Annotated in this window: 23 protein-coding genes; 3 read left to right on the top strand and 20 right to left on the bottom strand. The window is 61.1% G+C overall.

What is annotated here, in order from left to right:
• Positions 1–3: 3 nt before the first annotated feature.
• The 3 genes from SB756_RS07770 to SB756_RS07760 are packed head-to-tail and all read right to left on the bottom strand — an operon-like array spanning position 4 to position 2,246.
• Positions 4–444, bottom strand: coding sequence for a hypothetical protein (locus SB756_RS07770; RefSeq protein ID WP_410910583.1), 441 nt, complete (start codon positions 442–444; stop codon positions 4–6).
• Positions 445–491: 47 nt separating this feature from the next.
• Positions 492–1,469: a major capsid protein gene (locus SB756_RS07765; RefSeq protein WP_220633919.1), complete on the bottom strand. Its 978-nt coding sequence runs from the start codon at positions 1,467–1,469 to the stop codon at positions 492–494.
• Positions 1,470–1,472: 3 nt separating this feature from the next.
• The gene (locus SB756_RS07760) at positions 1,473–2,246 is read right to left on the bottom strand and encodes a hypothetical protein (protein WP_410910582.1); all 774 of its coding nucleotides are present in this window, start codon (positions 2,244–2,246) and stop codon (positions 1,473–1,475) included.
• 93 nt (positions 2,247–2,339) lie between these two features.
• Here SB756_RS07760 and SB756_RS07755 point away from each other — a divergent pair, with 93 nt between their 5' ends.
• Positions 2,340–2,810: a hypothetical protein gene (locus tag SB756_RS07755; protein ID WP_410910581.1), complete on the top strand. Its 471-nt coding sequence runs from the start codon at positions 2,340–2,342 to the stop codon at positions 2,808–2,810.
• Here the strand turns inward: SB756_RS07755 and SB756_RS07750 are convergent.
• Genes SB756_RS07750 through SB756_RS07730 form a run of 5 tightly spaced genes read right to left on the bottom strand, consistent with a single transcriptional unit; the run spans position 2,767 to position 7,655 of the window.
• On the bottom strand, positions 2,767–3,858 hold the full coding sequence (locus tag SB756_RS07750) for a minor capsid protein (protein WP_410910580.1): 1,092 nt from the start codon (positions 3,856–3,858) through the stop codon (positions 2,767–2,769). The two genes, SB756_RS07755 and SB756_RS07750, sit on opposite strands and share 44 nt — an antisense overlap.
• Positions 3,785–5,236 carry a DUF4055 domain-containing protein gene (locus SB756_RS07745; protein WP_410910579.1) on the bottom strand — a complete coding sequence of 484 codons (1,452 nt, stop codon included), beginning with the start codon at positions 5,234–5,236 and terminating at the stop codon, positions 3,785–3,787. The genes SB756_RS07750 and SB756_RS07745 overlap by 74 nt, the downstream gene beginning before the upstream one ends.
• Positions 5,236–6,531 (bottom strand): terminase, encoded by a 1,296-nt coding sequence (locus SB756_RS07740; RefSeq protein WP_410910578.1) that lies wholly within the window; start codon positions 6,529–6,531, stop codon positions 5,236–5,238. The genes SB756_RS07745 and SB756_RS07740 overlap by 1 nt, the downstream gene beginning before the upstream one ends.
• A gap of 7 nt (positions 6,532–6,538) precedes the next feature.
• Positions 6,539–7,015: a DUF2280 domain-containing protein gene (locus SB756_RS07735; protein ID WP_410910577.1), complete on the bottom strand. Its 477-nt coding sequence runs from the start codon at positions 7,013–7,015 to the stop codon at positions 6,539–6,541.
• A 31-nt stretch (positions 7,016–7,046) separates the two neighbouring features.
• Positions 7,047–7,655: a putative metallopeptidase gene (locus tag SB756_RS07730; protein ID WP_410910576.1), complete on the bottom strand. Its 609-nt coding sequence runs from the start codon at positions 7,653–7,655 to the stop codon at positions 7,047–7,049.
• A 79-nt stretch (positions 7,656–7,734) separates the two neighbouring features.
• Between SB756_RS07730 and SB756_RS07725 the strand changes: the two genes are divergently transcribed.
• Positions 7,735–8,181 carry a hypothetical protein gene (locus SB756_RS07725; RefSeq protein WP_410910575.1) on the top strand — a complete coding sequence of 149 codons (447 nt, stop codon included), beginning with the start codon at positions 7,735–7,737 and terminating at the stop codon, positions 8,179–8,181.
• A 351-nt stretch (positions 8,182–8,532) separates the two neighbouring features.
• Entirely contained in the window at positions 8,533–9,264 is a 732-nt protein-coding gene (locus SB756_RS07720) for a type II toxin-antitoxin system HicB family antitoxin (protein WP_410910574.1), read from the top strand.
• A gap of 1 nt (position 9,265) precedes the next feature.
• On the opposite strand, the gene SB756_RS07715 is transcribed toward SB756_RS07720, so the two are convergent.
• The 12 genes from SB756_RS07715 to SB756_RS07660 form a co-directional block, all read right to left on the bottom strand.
• Positions 9,266–9,592: a hypothetical protein gene (locus SB756_RS07715; protein WP_410910573.1), complete on the bottom strand. Its 327-nt coding sequence runs from the start codon at positions 9,590–9,592 to the stop codon at positions 9,266–9,268.
• Entirely contained in the window at positions 9,592–9,963 is a 372-nt protein-coding gene (locus SB756_RS07710; RefSeq protein ID WP_167055742.1) for a chemotaxis protein, read from the bottom strand. Before SB756_RS07710 ends, SB756_RS07715 begins: the two co-directional genes overlap by 1 nt.
• Before the next feature lie 81 nt (positions 9,964–10,044).
• Positions 10,045–10,362 (bottom strand): hypothetical protein, encoded by a 318-nt coding sequence (locus tag SB756_RS07705; protein ID WP_410910572.1) that lies wholly within the window; start codon positions 10,360–10,362, stop codon positions 10,045–10,047.
• Between the two features lie 186 nt (positions 10,363–10,548).
• The gene (locus tag SB756_RS07700) at positions 10,549–11,238 is read right to left on the bottom strand and encodes a hypothetical protein (protein ID WP_410910571.1); all 690 of its coding nucleotides are present in this window, start codon (positions 11,236–11,238) and stop codon (positions 10,549–10,551) included.
• The gene (locus SB756_RS07695; RefSeq protein WP_410910570.1) at positions 11,235–11,381 is read right to left on the bottom strand and encodes a hypothetical protein; all 147 of its coding nucleotides are present in this window, start codon (positions 11,379–11,381) and stop codon (positions 11,235–11,237) included. Before SB756_RS07695 ends, SB756_RS07700 begins: the two co-directional genes overlap by 4 nt.
• Positions 11,378–11,980, bottom strand: coding sequence for a recombination protein NinG (locus SB756_RS07690; RefSeq protein WP_410910707.1), 603 nt, complete (start codon positions 11,978–11,980; stop codon positions 11,378–11,380). Before SB756_RS07690 ends, SB756_RS07695 begins: the two co-directional genes overlap by 4 nt.
• Before the next feature lie 2 nt (positions 11,981–11,982).
• Positions 11,983–12,453, bottom strand: coding sequence for a hypothetical protein (locus tag SB756_RS07685; protein ID WP_410910569.1), 471 nt, complete (start codon positions 12,451–12,453; stop codon positions 11,983–11,985).
• Positions 12,450–12,605 (bottom strand): hypothetical protein, encoded by a 156-nt coding sequence (locus tag SB756_RS07680; RefSeq protein ID WP_014859807.1) that lies wholly within the window; start codon positions 12,603–12,605, stop codon positions 12,450–12,452. The genes SB756_RS07685 and SB756_RS07680 overlap by 4 nt, the downstream gene beginning before the upstream one ends.
• Positions 12,605–13,330 carry a replication protein P gene (locus tag SB756_RS07675; protein ID WP_410910568.1) on the bottom strand — a complete coding sequence of 242 codons (726 nt, stop codon included), beginning with the start codon at positions 13,328–13,330 and terminating at the stop codon, positions 12,605–12,607. Before SB756_RS07675 ends, SB756_RS07680 begins: the two co-directional genes overlap by 1 nt.
• Positions 13,327–14,106: a DnaT-like ssDNA-binding domain-containing protein gene (locus SB756_RS07670; protein WP_410910567.1), complete on the bottom strand. Its 780-nt coding sequence runs from the start codon at positions 14,104–14,106 to the stop codon at positions 13,327–13,329. The genes SB756_RS07675 and SB756_RS07670 overlap by 4 nt, the downstream gene beginning before the upstream one ends.
• Positions 14,103–14,855, bottom strand: coding sequence for a phage antirepressor KilAC domain-containing protein (locus SB756_RS07665; protein WP_410910566.1), 753 nt, complete (start codon positions 14,853–14,855; stop codon positions 14,103–14,105). The genes SB756_RS07670 and SB756_RS07665 overlap by 4 nt, the downstream gene beginning before the upstream one ends.
• Positions 14,856–15,188: 333 nt before the next feature.
• A complete protein-coding gene (locus tag SB756_RS07660) occupies positions 15,189–15,395 on the bottom strand; it encodes a hypothetical protein (RefSeq protein WP_019751332.1) in 207 nt (68 codons plus the stop codon).
• Positions 15,396–15,400 lie beyond the last annotated feature (5 nt).

The raw sequence follows: 15,400 nt of genomic DNA, 5'->3' as shown, positions 1-15,400 counted from the left end.
GGCTTATTCCTTCGACGGGATCAGTGCCTGCAGCTCGGGCTTGTTGAGAGCGGGATCGAAGGTGATGCCCTGGGCCATCAGCCACTCTTTGAGCTCCGGAACCTTCATCTTGTGAGGATCGGTCTCGGGATCGCCACCACCCTCCTCCTCAATCGCCTTGTCGATTTCCGCTTGGCTGCTGACCGAGGCGTAGCCGTTCGGTGGGTAGGCCGACGCCTTGTAACCCTCTCCCACCCACTGAGCGACGGTAGGGCCATCCAGGCGCAGACCTTCCTCGATCTCGCTCACGCTGATGCCCTGGCGCTGGTAGGCCTCGCCGATGTGCGGGGCATCGCCCTGAACGGAAACCGAGGTAGCGCCGTCGATCACGCCGAAGAACTGATCCAGGCGGCGATAGCAGGTATCGCGCTCGCTGCCCGGGGTGTTGGTGTAGATGACTTTCATGCTGAGCTCCTGCGCGGGGCGCCAGGCAGGCGCCCTGCATCATGGGGTCAAGGGGTGGCGGTGCCGCTGATGACCGCGGCGAACGGAACCTGTTTGCGGTCGAACACGCGCTTCCAGTTAGCCGCGGCGGCGTACTGGGTGGCACTCGGGCTCAGGTTGCGGTTCTCGCTGCCCTGCCAGCTGAAGCCGGCCGGCTGGAGGATGTAGGTCTTGCGCTCCCACAGCACCTCAGCGCCGCCGCCGTTACCGCCATCCGGCTTGCGCTGCATCTCGACAGGCATGTGCGGGTCGCCCTCGCCATAGCCGAAGGCGCCTTGGCCGAAGAACAGCGACAGGTACTGGCCCGGGGCGTAGATCAGGCCGTCATCCATGAACACCGGCTTGCCCAGGTAGGTGGCCAGGATGACCTTGCCCTGCGAGTCGCGCAGGTACTCGATCATGTCCTGCTTCACCATCTGGTTCATCACGACTGAGTGCACACCGATCGCGGCGAACATGTCGGCGGCGTCACCAGCGGTGAAGGCAGCGTCTTGGAAGGCGTTCGCGCTGATGGACGCGCCCGCATCTTTCACCATGTCCCCGCCGTTGTTGGCGATGTTGGACGCAATCACGCCGCGGGCCGCCCCCATCAAGTAGCGCTGCCATTGGCGGGTCCAGTAGGTGCCGAAGCGGTTGCGGATGTGCTGCATCGGCTCGGAGTTGGCCAGCTCAGCAGTCAGGTCGGATACGCCATAGCCCTTGTTGAGGTACAGGGTGCGGGCCCGCATGCTGCCCTGCTCGGCCTTGCCGACGGCGCCCAGGTCATCAGGGTCATCGTTGGAGATGTTCGGCGCCTCATCGGCGTCGAGATCCTGCCAGTAGCTGATCTCGGAAGTGCCTTGGCCGTTCTTGGCGATGCCGTCCAGAGTCGCGGAACGGGTGATGATGCCCGACTCATAAACGGCGGTCTTCTCTGGGGAGTTCACCGGCTCCAGAGTGCCGTAGTAGTCGGCAACGAAGATGTCCGACAGTTGGGTAGATGCCATGGGTTAGGTTCCTCGGGTGGCTTGGAGTTTTTTGAAAGCGTCGGGGTTGTCACGAGCCATCGCAGCACGCTCGGTCTCGGTGTACTCGCCCCATTTCTTCGTGGCCTTGCCACCGTTGTCGCCGGTCTGCCCGGCCCCCTGAGCCCTTGGCCACAGGTGGGTAGCGGTTTCGCGCAGCGATTCCGCCCATTCGAGGGGAGACAGCGGGGTCTTGCCGTCCTTCCCGTACACGACTTCGCCGGCCCGGTCAGTGGCAACGGGCTCGCCGTCTTCGCTCAGTTTGAAGGTGCCGCGGGCGCGCAGGATGATGTCCTCGGCAGCCTCTGGCAGCGCGCCGGCCTTGATGGCAGCAGCGCGGATGGAGTCGGCCAGTACCTTGTCGCTGTACTTGGCAGCGAAGGCTTCGGCCTTGTCAGCACGCTCATTGGCGGCCTGGACCTGCTTGCCCAGATCGGTGCGCAGGCGCTCGGTACGGCGGCTTATGACCTCGTCCAGTTTGCCCTCGGCGATCAGCTTGGTCTCTTCGTCCTGGCCGGCCTTGGCCAGCAGACCCTTGACCGCCTCGAGGTCTAAGCCATCGAACTGACCTTTCAGCTTGTCCAGCTCGGTCTTGATGGCCTTGTTGGAGCCGATCAGCTCGGTGTTTTTGGACTTGAGGCCTGAGACCTCGCCGTCCAGAAATTTCTGTACCTCGCCGCCCAGCGCTGCCTTCAGCGCGGCGGTTTGGGTTTCGTCGAGGGTGAGGCCATGGGCGGCCGGGTCGAAGTCAAAAGGCATGTGGCTATCCCCTGGGGACTGGTGGGCCCGCCTGGCGGGCATAAAAAAACCCGCTATAAACAGGTTGTCATTGAAATGGATAGGGACTGATTTATGCCGCGCTTGGATACAAGACTTGAAAGCGAGGGGGCCGAGTTCCTCGTGCTGGGACATCTGCTCATAAACCGGATAGCGGCGTACAAAACTTATACGAACATGCCCGGCTACGACTTGGTGGCCACCAACGCCGAAAACCACACGTCAGCAAGGATCCAGATCAAGAGTCGCTGGAGGACTGGAGCCAGCGGCTTTCCAATTAAGAACTTTGACTGCGATTTTGTCGTGGCTGCTTTCCTGAACCGAGGCTCTAAGGATCAGGCGAAAGAGGTTTTAGCGCCGGAGTTCTACGTTTTCCCTGTGGCCGTGATCAGTGCGCTCCCACGATCAGCAGATTGGGGCAAGGTCTCTGTACGTGGATTGCCAGGCCTTAGCGATTACAAAGAGGCCTGGCACCTCATTCGGGACTTTCTCGACCAGCCGATCATAATCTCGCCCGCTCGAACGCCAAGGGCTCTAGCTCCTTAAGCTGGTCCAGCGTCAGCGGCTTGAAGTTTTTGTCCAGTTGCAAAGCAGCAAAACGCTCGGCCGTCAGCCCGCCATCGCGAAACAGCTTGCCGCGTACCGGCCCCAACGTGGCGTCCTGGAAAGCCGCTGGTTGAGTTTTGAGCCACTGGTAGTAGCTGAGGCTTGCGGAGACCTGCCCGCCGCCATCCGCGCCCGCTGCGGCCCTTGTGGCACCTTTCCCGAACAACGCCGACAACCTTGTAATCGGCGTGATGGTGGTTCGGCAGTGGATGTGGAACGGGGGCACAGGCCCCTTGCCCATCTCATACTCGCGGCCATCCAGGCTCCTGCACTGCACGCTGGTTTTTTGGTCCAGGGTGGCGACGATCCGATAGCCCGGCACCACCTCGGCATTAGCCTTGAGCGTTTCCATGCGCGCCGTGGTGGCCACATGCTGGACTGCGGTCTGGACAACTGCCCGGGCGCTTCGGTTCGTGACCGCCAGCACGCCATCCGTGAAGTTCTGCGCGGCGGTGCCGCGTATGGCCTGTGTGATCTCGGCGTTGGTCTGGCCCTGCACGACACCCATCCGGATGGCGTTGGTTACCCGGTCCGACTCGGTGCGCGTCCATCCGGTCAGGAAGGGCTTCAGCAGCTTGCCGCCATCCACGCCTGCCACCTGCAGGGGCTGCGTGTTGATCGCCGCCCGGAGCAGCGAGTCTACCGGCATGGCCGCATCGATCAGCAGCGCCTTGGCCAGGCTGCGACCCTCGAACGCTGCCTCGTACTGCGCGATGTCCACCAGGTCGGACTGCATTCGGTCGCTGAAGGCCTTGTAGATCTCCAGCAGCTTGCCACCTACCCGCCCAAGGAACTCTTCCAACCTGCTCCGGCCGTAGGTGGTCAGTTCTTTGCGCGTGAGCTGGTCACGAACATGGCTGTCAGCCCGGCGCAGATAGGTTTCGAACTTCTTGACCTCGCCGGCCTTGAGCCGCTCAAGCAGCACTGAGTGGCGGCTTACCTGCTCCAGCAGCTTCTCGTCCGCTGCCTGGTCCGGTTTCGTCGCCATCGTCTTTATCCAAGTTGACGCCGCCGGCGCCGTGGTCGTCGCCGATCAGTCCGGCCTCTTCGTCGTAGGGGCGCTCTGGCAGCGTTCCGGTGGTCAGGTACTGCCAGTAGGTCTCGGCGCTGATGGTGCCGGCCATGACGCTCTTCTGCAGCTCGGCCAGCACCTGGGCATTGACTTCAGGGATCACGAACTCAGGTTTGACCGTGAAGACGATCTCGTCCGGGTCGTAGCCTGTCCACTCTGCCGCATAACGCAGGGCCTGCTCGATGGCCGCCGCCGCAGTGATGACGATGCTATGCAGCGTGGCGTGCTGGTCGTTCTGGCGGGTCTTGCGGGCCTCGCCCGACTCGGTGCCGGAGACGTCCATCACTTTGGCGCCAGCCTCAAGGGCGGCGTTCTTCTGGTCTTCCATCGCTGTACGGACGGCTTCGATGCCGGCGCCCTGGAACTCCAGATAGCCGCACGAGCCGCTTGGCCCCAGATCCCATGCCGCCGACGGACCGGTCACGCTGAGCTCAACGCTCTCGTCCAGGCCGGACACCCATGGCTGCGGGTGGCTGGTCTGGTGCAGCGCGGTGAAGTAGTCGGCGCTCAGCTGATAGGACTTCAGCGCGGCCCGGGCCATGGTCAGGAGCGGGATCTCGTCCACGTCGGGCGAGTTGTCGGTGGAGCCGCAGTAGATGACCGGGATGTAGTCCAGACCGCGCACCAGGTTGTTGCTGCCGTCGACCGTGCCCAGCGGCCGGTCGTCCTCGATCAGCTCGCCGGCCTCGTTGCGCACGCCCGTGCGGCAGACCGCGCCGTCCATGTAGAACTCGCGGTACACCGTCTCGCACTCGTGGCTGTAGCGGTCCTGCTCCTTGCGCCTGAATTCGCGGAACACTGACAACACTAGGTCCTGGCGGCCGCCTTGGTCGGCAGTGTCCCAGTTGATGGCGTTGCGCACCGCGTAGGTCGCGAAGTACGGCTGGCCCGCGTCATCGATGTTGACCACCAGCGGCACGCGACCATGGGAGATGGCCTGGCGCACGATCCGCAGGAACAGCTGGGTCAGACCGAAGCCATCGGCCGTGGCGTTGTCCTCCAAGCCCTTCAGTCCCGAGGGTAGCTTCACCTCAGGGATCAGCCGGGAGACCAGCCCCATCATCGAGCGCAGCGAATCCCGCACCCAGTGCTCGTACTGGGCCCGGTCGGTGTAGTTCCGGTAAAGGTAGGCATTGCCGGCGCTGTCCAGCTTCTCGGCCTCGGTCATGCCGCTAGGCTTGGGCAGGTTACACGGACTGCGCTTGATGGCGCCCTCGCCCTCCAAGGCGTCGTCCATCATCCGCCACTCTTCGATGTGAGCGTCATAGTCTGGGTTGGTGGATTGAACAGGCATTACGCCAAACCTCCGATGCGGCGAGTGCCGGCGGACTGAGTCTTGATCGGGAACCGCTTGGCGATGAAGTAGCCGGCGGCGTCGTTCATGTGGTCGTGCCCCTTCTTGGGGTCTTTGTCCGGTTCGCCCTTGTCCGTGTACGTCTGCCTTTCCAAGCACTGGGTGAGCTGCGGGCACTGGTCGATGTTGACCATCATGCGCCGCTCCCCGTAGGTGTTGAGAAACATGGCGTTGACCGCATTGATACGGTCCTTCACGCCGGGGTTCTGTGAGTCGACCACGACGGTGAAACCCGCCTTCTTGAGCAGCGACAGGTCCGACTCGCTGGCGTTCTTGCTGCTGGTGTTCTGTCCGCTGGCGTCCGGGTACACGGACACGCTGTGACCAGAGAATCGAACCTTGATCTTCTCGATCATCTCCGGCGTGTCGCGCACCGAGTGGAACTCGTCCAGCGCCAGAGGTAACCCTTCACGGACCACGTACACAACAGCGGCCATCTTCATGACGTTGAAGTCCATGCCGATGTGGATGGCCTCGCCTGGCTTGATGCGCTCGCTGGTGCGGCACTCGGCCCGGTCGAAGGTGTAGTAAACGACCCCGGCATAGTTCTCGAACCCGGCCTCGTATTCCTGCCGGAAGGTTCGCGGGTCCATCTTTCGGCGCGCGGCATCCAGCTCCTCGGCCGGAACGTTGCCGCCCTGCAGGGACGTGTATTGCCAGCTCTTGTGGTCTGGCTCCCCGCCCGGCTGCCCGTCGCGGTATGTGTCGTAGCAGTGATTGAAACCCTTCGGAGTGCCGATTCGCAGCGCATGCCCGCCTTTGCGCGACTCTCCGGTCTGGGGAATCGTGTACTGGCAGGTCGAGAGCATCGGCCTGAGCACTTCTTCCCAGGCCGCCCACGGGCAGTCTGCCCACTCGTCCACCAGGACGAAGAACAAACCTGAGCCACGCAGGTTGTCGTAGTTGTCCAGGCCGACAACACGCATGATGTGACCGGACTTGAGGGTGATTGAGCACTCGGTCTCGTTCGGCCGGGCTGCGCGCCATGCCTCAGGGATGGCCTGCTTCAGCCTGCGCCAGAATACCCGCTTGGCCTGTTTGAACGTCGGTGCGCCGTACCAGATCTCATCCTCGACGCTCACGCCCCACTCCGCAGCCAGCCTGGCCGCGCGGCGCATCTCAGCCTTGCCGAGGAAGGTCTTGCCGAATCGACGCCCGCACACCGCATCACGGAAGCGCGCCTGCGGCTGGAAGCCCCAAACGTAGATGTTCGCCTGCTTTGGCGTCAGTTTCACCGGCGGGTCATAGGTACGGGGTAGCGGGGACATTCTCGTCTGGCTCCAGCTTGTACTCAGCAATGGCGTGCTGCTGGTCCGCCTGGGAACCCAGGGGCTTGTCAGGTTCGAGCTTGCGGTTGACGTACATGTCGCCACATTCCTTGGCGGCCTGCTCGTAAAGCTGGGCAGTCAAAGCGAGGTTGCGCATGCCCTCGGCTTTCTCGGCCATCCTGCTCAGACCGCGCAACCTGTATGCCCGGTTGGCGATCGGGATGTCGCTGGTTTCCTCTCTGAACCGTGTCCTGCACTCGTGAAAGTAGTCTTTCCACTTCTGCGCCAGGTCGCGCCCGGAATACTTCGTCGGGTCGTACCGCTCACACAGCTGGCGAGATACCTCCACCCCGTATTGATCCTTGACGGCCTGCGACACCTGACTCGGTGTATCGAAGCAGGCCAAAGCCTGAACGATGAAGGCCTTCACCTCATTTTTCAGGGCTGCCATAGATTTGGGTTCCGTCAAGGGCTGTCAAGGATCACGCCGACTTGAGCAGACAGGTTCCGCAGGCCCTCGAAATGTTGATCCTGGCCACCTCAGGCGGCCGGCTTGCAGCGTCGATCAGCTGCTGTACGTTGTGGCTTGGCCCATACCGGCGAACTACTCCGACGAACTCTTCGACGTCGTGACCACGCAGGTAGAGCTTAGGCAGTCCCTCCTGGGTGAACTTGGGAGCGCCGTACTCATCGGTCGCCTGGGCGATGTGGTAGAGCTCGTGCTCAACCAGGGCGCAGAACTCAGCGTCGGTGCATTGAGCGCAGTAGTCGGCGGCCAGGGTTATGAGATACGTCGGCTCCTCGCCGAACCATTCCCGCATCTGCTGCTCCTGGCGAGCCCTCTGCCAGCCGCCAGCGCGAAACATCAGCTGCTCGGCCTGGCCGAGAATCATCCGCCCTTGCTTTGCGAACCCAGTAGATGCCCACAGTACGCCGATGTTGGCGTCGATGAGGTGGGCATGCTCGGGGTTATGAATGCTGCCAGTTGTAGCCAGGATCTCTTCGCCTATCCATGCCCATACCGCAGGTGCTGGGCACAATGTGAGCCACGGTGAGTCTTGCATGCTTGACGGAGGTGTTGGCCTTTGCATATTCGCTCCTTGAAAAAACGGCAAAGCGCCATCAAATAGCCACCCCACTCGATCCTAAACCGAAGAGCCCGCCCTGCACATGAGCGCCCAACCTGCCACCCCAAGCTCCTTCCTGGGAGCAATTAAGAAATGGACCGTTGCTGTTCCGTTGGCCCTAGCCGCTGGCGCAGCCTTATCAACAGTGGTGCAGATGAGCATGGATTACGGCCAATTGCGAAGCTCATTGGCTGATGGACAAAAGCGAATCACCACCCTAGAGGGGCAGCTTAATGACTTCCGTGATGCGAACAGAAAGTGGAGTGAGGGATACAACAAGCTATCCCTAGAGCTTTCAGAGGCCAATCAAAAGGTAGCCGACATGAGGAGCGACCAATGCGAAGCGATACGCATTGTAGGCAACAAGCTACAGAGCTCAATTGAGAATGCTGATTTGTATCAATTCAGCGAAAGAAAAAGAGACGACCTTCGGGACATGTTTAGGCAGCAACAGGTGACGCTACAGGCTTGCTTGTCCGCACGAAAGTAGCGTATTCGCAGCGGCACCAACCCTTTGGTAATCCTCCGGATCGCGGGCCCCACTCACCTTTTTACCGTCAGCAATGGTGCGGATGGAAAGCGCCCCGGCCCGGAAGGCTCGTTCGATCACCTCCCCGTTGGGTTGCTTCGTTGTCATTTTAGGTCACTGCTCCAGCTTTGCTCAGAGACCACGGGCGTGGGCCATGCGGTCGATAAAAATCCATCACTTATGATTGATATTAATCACAAGTGATGTATTATTGGGTCGCAGTGTCGCTGCTCTGTAGCCTTCTGGGTTAGCAGCTTGTCGAAGCCCGACCAAAACGGGCATGGGCCCAACATTTAAACGATAGGTGCAGCAATGTACGATTACCCCGTCATCATTCATGAAGAAGCAGGCAAATTTGTTTCCTCGTGCCCCGATATCCCTGAGGCCGTCAGCACGTTTGAAGAAAAAAACGAGGTCGAGGAGAAATCCTTGCAGGCCATTATCAAAGCTCTGAGCCTCTACGTAGAGCAGTACCGCCGCATCCCGGAAGCGTCTATCCCAGCTGAACGGCAAGTTGTCGTCAAAATGCCTATTCAGGTGGTCGCTAAAATTGCCTTGTGGAACGCAATACAGTCTGACGGCATTCGGGTAGCCGGCCTTGCGCGGATGTTGAATTTGTCTCATACAGTGGCATCACGACTGGTGGACTTCGAGCACAACTCCAAAATCGAGCAGTTGGAGGCAGTATTCAAAACGCTCAATACTGACATCAAAAACGTTACCCGCTCGCGCTCCTGGATCGTACTACCGCATGGTGGCCCTGAAGCAGGCTTCTACGTTGAGCGGCTGATAGACGAACTCCACCTTCGGCAGACCGATAATATGGTGATTGGCGCTGTGCCATTGGCGCTCTCGAAGGTTAAACCTCACTCTCTCGACTACTGGCTGCGCAGTCGTTATGCGCGTACCCCGAATACTAAGCAAGCCACTGCTGCGGTGATCAACCAGTTGATGGGCACTGGGTACTTTGACCGCTGCGAATCGGTTGATCCTGAAACCGGGCGTAACGTCGATTCGATCGTTTTGATCAAACCCGTGCAGTGATTTAATCACTCGAGGGGGCGACCCGATTGAGGGCCTCATCAGCCTTGTCAGCGGCTTGGTTAGCGGTGGTCGCCGCCTTCGACGCTTTGGTTGCGGCGCTTTCGGCCTTCCGAGTCAGCTCATCGAGGCGCTGATCCCGCTCGGCCATGGCCGCATCGTAGGCTTCGCGGATCTGGGAAACCTGGCTGGCCTGGGTACTGGCCATGGCCCAGTAGGCAGACTGCCAGCCCAGCACCGCCCCGCCAGCAACCAGCAGAGCAGCAATGATCCAGACCTCTGCCCGTCGCCACCAGCGGCGAGCAATGAACTCCAGTGCGCATCTGTCCATTACGATGTACCTCCGAGCTTGGTGCGCAGGCGGGCGATCTCATCGCTCTGCAGCGCCACACGCTCTGTCAGGCTGGCTACCTGGCTGGTCAGGGCCTCGATCTTCCCCTCCATGCGGCCAACAGTGGCCGCGAGGTCGTTCCGCTCCTTGGCGAACTGGTCGGCGCGGGCCTCGGCTTCTTTCCGGGCCTCGCGCTCAATGTCCAGCAGCTCATTCAGGCGGCGGACGACGCCGATGTCGGCGGTGTCCATTGCCCTGTCGGTCGCATCCCGTGACAGCCACTTGCGCAGCCAGAGAAAGCCACCCAGCAATACAGTACCCGTTCCGCCCAGCCAGGTGGCTGTGCCTGGGCCGAGGTCGGTCGGGTCCATGTTGACTCCATGCCAAGGCCGATTTAGGGCCTCAAAAAACGAAAAACCCGGCAGTAGCCGGGCTGTTAAACAGTCAATGCGTTAGGGAATTGACTCAACGTTGGTGGAGTTGAATACGTAGTAGCCAACTGGCGTAGGCTGCTCTCCGACCATAATCTTCACGTATTGCAATGGTGCGGCATCTGTAGGAGAGCCGCAGAACTCATCCCAGTACTCCCCGAACAGGCGCCAATCAGCAACGGTGACCTTCTGCTTGTCGAAAATTGCCAGCATCTCCCACCGGTCAATTCGGACTACGCCCTCAGACCACAGCTGATCCAGCTTGAGGTGTAGTAGGTGCTTGTGGCGCTGCTGCATTCGAAATACCCCGGTTTTGTGGATTGCCTTGTCGGGGTGCATTAGGCTCTCTAAAGATAAGAATTTCAAGACATTTTGAGATTGTTATCCAGATTAAAATTCTAACAGCGGAAAGTGATTATTTTTTGTACAAAAAAACCCAGCACAATGGCCGGGCTTTTGTGATCACTCCTCAACACGCGCAGGAATGACAGGATGAAAGAATTTTGTTGCGCCGTTGCAGACTTGTCAAGCGGCAGTTGCCATCAAAACGCCTTCGTCCTCCAGAATCTTGCTGGAGGCAGCCAGAGCTTCGATCACCATCTCATCGAGCACCTTCTCGATGCCCTTCTTCCAGCGCCAATACGTGGTCCGGTTCAGGCCCTGGCCATCCCAGGTGTTGATGTTGTAGAACTCGGCCGGCAGCACGATCATGTCGGTGGAGCGCTTCACGTACTGCTCGCGCCGCGCCTGGCCGGCGTCCTCGGGCATCTCGCCGCCCTCCAGGTGCTTGACCACGCCTGCATGCAGCGAGTCGAACTCTGCTCGCTCACGGGCCGCACGGCTGGCCACCTCATGCCCCGACTGCGTCTGCACGCCCTTGACGGGTGGGATGGCCCAGGCAGTGACCGCCTTGTACCTGAACAGGTTCGGCGCCTGGGTGGCGATTAGCGGCACCAACTTGCCAATGGCCTCGACCTTCTTGGCTTTGTGGGTCGAGAACCTGGCCGTCAGCGCATTCCAGTGGCGTGGGATCAGCTTACTGTGCAGGCGGGCGTGCACCCAGCAGTCCACCAGCATCGCCGCATCCTTCCCGGTGATCTCGCCCTTCAGCTTCGAAGCCTGGACCTTCGGCTCGAAGTCGCCACCGCTAACGCCGCTCATGGTCTCCGTCGCAAGGGCGCGAACCACTGCTGCCAACACGCTCTGGTACTTCATGGTTTACCCCCTGCCCGCTTGGCCTTTCTCAAAATGAATTCTTCGTAGTACCGCTTGCGGCGCACCGCGCCCGCCCAGGACAGCGACACACCACCCACCACCATGAGGGTGGCCAAAATCAGGAATCCCCATGCTGGTGTCATGCTGCAGCCCTCCTCAGGTCTTTGAGCTTCTGCCTGTAGAGCGCCTTGATGGCCTGCAGGCCTTCGATGGTCAGGCGCTGGGGCTTATGAGGCCCTTCGAGCCACTCAACCTGGTCAGCGCCGATGCGCTTCAACAGCCGGATGCGATACTCGACCGCGTTACCCGACAGGTTCCGGTTGCATTTCACGCACTGGCGGTGGACGTTGAGCGGCTCGAAGCGCAGCTCCGGGCAAGCGCCCACCGACCGGTAATGTCCGGCATCCCAGCGGCTGCCGGTGATGAGGTCGTGGTCGCTCGGGTTCGCGTCGCAGCTGATGCACGGCAGGCCGGCGTCGCGCTCGCGGATGTAGGCATTGAACGCGGTCTGCGCCTCGGCCATGTGCTCGCGGCGAGTCTTCAGCTTCTCCCTGCGCTCCTTTAGGTCTTCCCGGGCCTGCTTGGTGATGGCCTTGGCCGCAACCTTCTGCAGCTTCGGGTCTTTGGCCATGGCCTTGGCACAGGCGATGCTGCACACCTTCTGCGTGGACATGGATGGCTTGAAGCGCTGGCCGCAACCGGGCGCCTTGCACTTTTTCGGCTTGATCTCCTTGGCGAGCACGCTCATGCCGCAGCCTCCCCGAGCAGGTCAGCGAAGTGCACGCCCCGCGGCGTGAACTCCTCGACGATCCGGTCCGTGTACTGGCAGCCCTGGGCCCGGTCGAACAGCCGGGTGACCGGGAACCCATCCGGTCCGAACATGGCGCACGGACCCATCAGGCGCAGCTTCACTTCGTAATCCAGGTGGATGAACGACTCAGCCCAGCCGGTGCGGAACTCGGCGCAGCCCGCGCGCATGATCGGCACGCCCAGGTGCAGCTTGCAGTAACGACGCACGTCCTCGATGTCGCCCATCTCGGTGCTCTTGGCGATCCGCTCGTACATGGCGAACCACAGAGCGTTCTGGTCCAGGGTCCGGTCCTTGCCCGAGCGCATGCTGACCACGACGAACTTCTTGTCGCGGAACAGGCGGGTGAGCATGGTGATGGCCTCGGACAGCTTGGCCTGGCTGTTGACGCTCATCTTCTCGGTCATGGCCTGGCTCTCCCGATGGTGCAGTTGTAAGTGGTGTTGCCGATGTAGAAGCCGCCGATACGATCGCAGTCGTTCTTGATGCTCTCGTGGGCGCCAACCCATCCGCCGAGAGCGCACAGCGCGAAGACGAAAGCCAGCCACAGGGAATTCATCACACCCCCTCCCCGGCCGGCTGCCCGGCGCGCTTGATGTTCAACTTGGTCAGCAGGTGAGCACGGCACGCGGCGGCGCTTGATGGGATCTGCTGGAGGCCAAGCAGGCGGTCCTGGCGTTGACTGGCGTACTCGTCTGCCAGATCGCTCAGGCTCTTCTGGCTGTCGTGGCCGATGCCGGTGGCGATCTTGCCGTCCAGGGGCTGACCTTCCTTGGCGCGGCGCAGCACGATGTCGTAGGCCCGGTCGAATCGCGCCTGCAGGCCCTTGTCGTTCTGCTGTGCGGCGCGCAGGTCGAACAGGCCGGTGGCCACCGCGGCGATCTTCACGCCCTCGTGGCTGTACACACCCAGCAGGGCCTCGACCCAGGCAGCGGCCGGCGCCGGCATGCCGAAGTCCTCGGGCGTCGGCTGGCACATGGCGATGAACTCGCCCACGCTCGGCGCAAACGGCTTCTTGAGCTTGCGGCACTTCTCGATGCCGAACTCGATCTGCTCGAGCGTGCGGATGCCCTCGGAGGCGAATTCTTTGATCCACTCCTCCTTGGCGGCGGCCAGGGCCTCGGTGGACGGCCAAGCCTGACGCCAGGCCGGGAAGATCCCGCGCAGACGGCGGAACAGGTCGTTGACCACCTCAGCGGTTTCCAGCGACACGACCACGGGGCCGCCGTGCAGCTCGGGCGGACGGTTGGCCATAGCGGCCATCAGTTGGTTGGCTGATTTCATGGGCGCACCACCAGGTTCTCGGCCCATGCAGTGCTGTCGAAGTCAGGCTCGCTGTTCTGTCGTTTCACAGGGAACGGCCTAACGTTGCTTGCAGTTGCCACGTCGCGCTTCACCCACTTGACCAGCAGGCTCACCCAAGCGGCCTGCGTCTCGAAGCGGCCAGAGGCCGAGTAGTGGCAGACGAACGCTGCGGTGGCTTCATCGGTAAACAAGTCAACAGGGATCCCCATGCGTTTGGCGTAAGCCTTCAGCAGCTTGTCGTCAGGCTTCCACTCAAGGTCCATCTCGGTCGGCAGCTTTGGGTCAACGCCGAATTCCTCGCCCGCGCGTTGTGTGTTGTGTTCTTCCCTTCCATTCCCTTCCCTTCCGGGGTCAACGGGTCGACGACCAGTCGGCGACTCCTCGGCGAATTGTCGGCGACCGCTCTCGGACTCATCGTCGATTTCTGCCGGCGGAGCTGGGTACTTGAAGTTCTTTTTCTCGATCTTCTGGTGCTTCCAGCCACAGATGTGCAGATAGTTTTTGCCTGCTGCCCAGTAGCTGCGGATCAGCTCTGCGCCTTCCAGTTCGCACAGGAGAGCACTCACTTCCTCCGTGGTGATGTCGTCACCGGGGAAGACCAGGGCTTTGATCGTGCGGGCGGCCAGCGGGTGGTTGCCACCGTCATCACAGAAGTTCCACAGGCCGATGAACAGCAGACGTGCAAGTGGGCGGCAGGACATCACCTGCTCGCTCGACCAGAATTCCGGCTTGATAGTGCGGATGCGGGCCATCATTGGGCCTCCAGGTTGTACTGTGCCCACAGGCCAGCCACCCAAGTGACGCCCTTGGCGGTGAATTTGGCTTGATTGAAGGCATGGCCGCTGTCACTGGTTCCGGTCTTCACGGAGAACCGGCCAGCGTGGATGTGCTGTTGGTAGGCCTGCCACTCGCCGCCCATGCGATACATGATCTTCTTGTCGAGCAGGAACTCACGGAAGCGGGCCTCATTAGCCCTCAGCAGCTTTGCGGTTTGGCGGAAGCCCTTGAGGCCGGTCGACTGGACGTACTTGTCGACGAACTCGACTTTCGGCGCGGCGATGGCTAGGGCCTGCTGGGCGATCTGCTTCTGCTCCATCTCGTCAGCCCAAGCGCGTGCGGCGGCAACAGGGTTGGAGAAGTCAGGCAGAGTCGCGATGACGCGAGGCGCTTCGAGCGACTTGAGCTTATCGAGAACACTGCGGCGAACCGACTTTGATTCGCGCATCCCGACCAGCATGCACTGGTCCAGCGTTAGGTCGTAAGTGGCTACCTGGTTGCCGTACACGGGGGTGTAGTATTTTTGCACCCCCTCAAGCTCGTCTCCCAGCTCGTCCTCAACCCGAGAAAGGAACTGGTCATTGCGCACCTGGGGTTCGCCAGCAGACTTCCTAGAGGCGTTGATCAGATCTCGCAGCTCAAGGCTGCTCATCTTGCGCGCCACGAAATCGCGGTTCGCATTTTGTGGCGCGAGGGCCACGGTATTGCTTTGGATGGTCTGGTGCATATATGATGACCTCACACAAGCGTTACGAATGCAGTACAAGAAGCCACCCTGCCCGGTGGTTTTTTTGTGCCTGCCATTTGAGGGTCTCTTCAGTCTCTATGTGAGGGCCTCACCTATCCGGTAGAGGGCCTCTTCAGTCCCACCAGCTCCAGAACCGGTGCCTTTCGCCTTCCCAGGAATACCGTTGCGCCGGACGTGATTGCTTCGAGCAAGACCTCGTTAACGGCCTCCTCAAACGTCCAGCCCCTGGCTTCCATCAGGCGATGAATCTTGGCTCTGGTCTCTGGCGGCACGTTCTCTTCACAAAATTCCATCGTGCCCTCCTGAGGGCCTCTAGCCCGCGATATCCTTAAGGTCGTCAGGCATGAGGGCTTCGATGCCGCCATTCACAGCGGCCCACTCGAGCATCTCGAACAGGTAGGTCGCGTACTCGCGGCGAGCCTTGTGGGCAGCGCGCTGCAGTTGCCGATCAAGCAGTGGATAAAGCCGGACCTTCCTCGCCAGGTCTCGACGTTGTGTCAGGGGGTCTTTGAATCCCATAGGGG

The organism is Pseudomonas sp. SIMBA_068 (assembly GCF_046534705.1).
In the GTDB taxonomy this organism is placed as follows: Bacteria; Pseudomonadota; Gammaproteobacteria; order Pseudomonadales; family Pseudomonadaceae; genus Aquipseudomonas; species Aquipseudomonas putida.
Note: the sequence above shows the minus strand (reverse complement) of the source record. Positions and strands in the feature narration are given on the sequence as shown.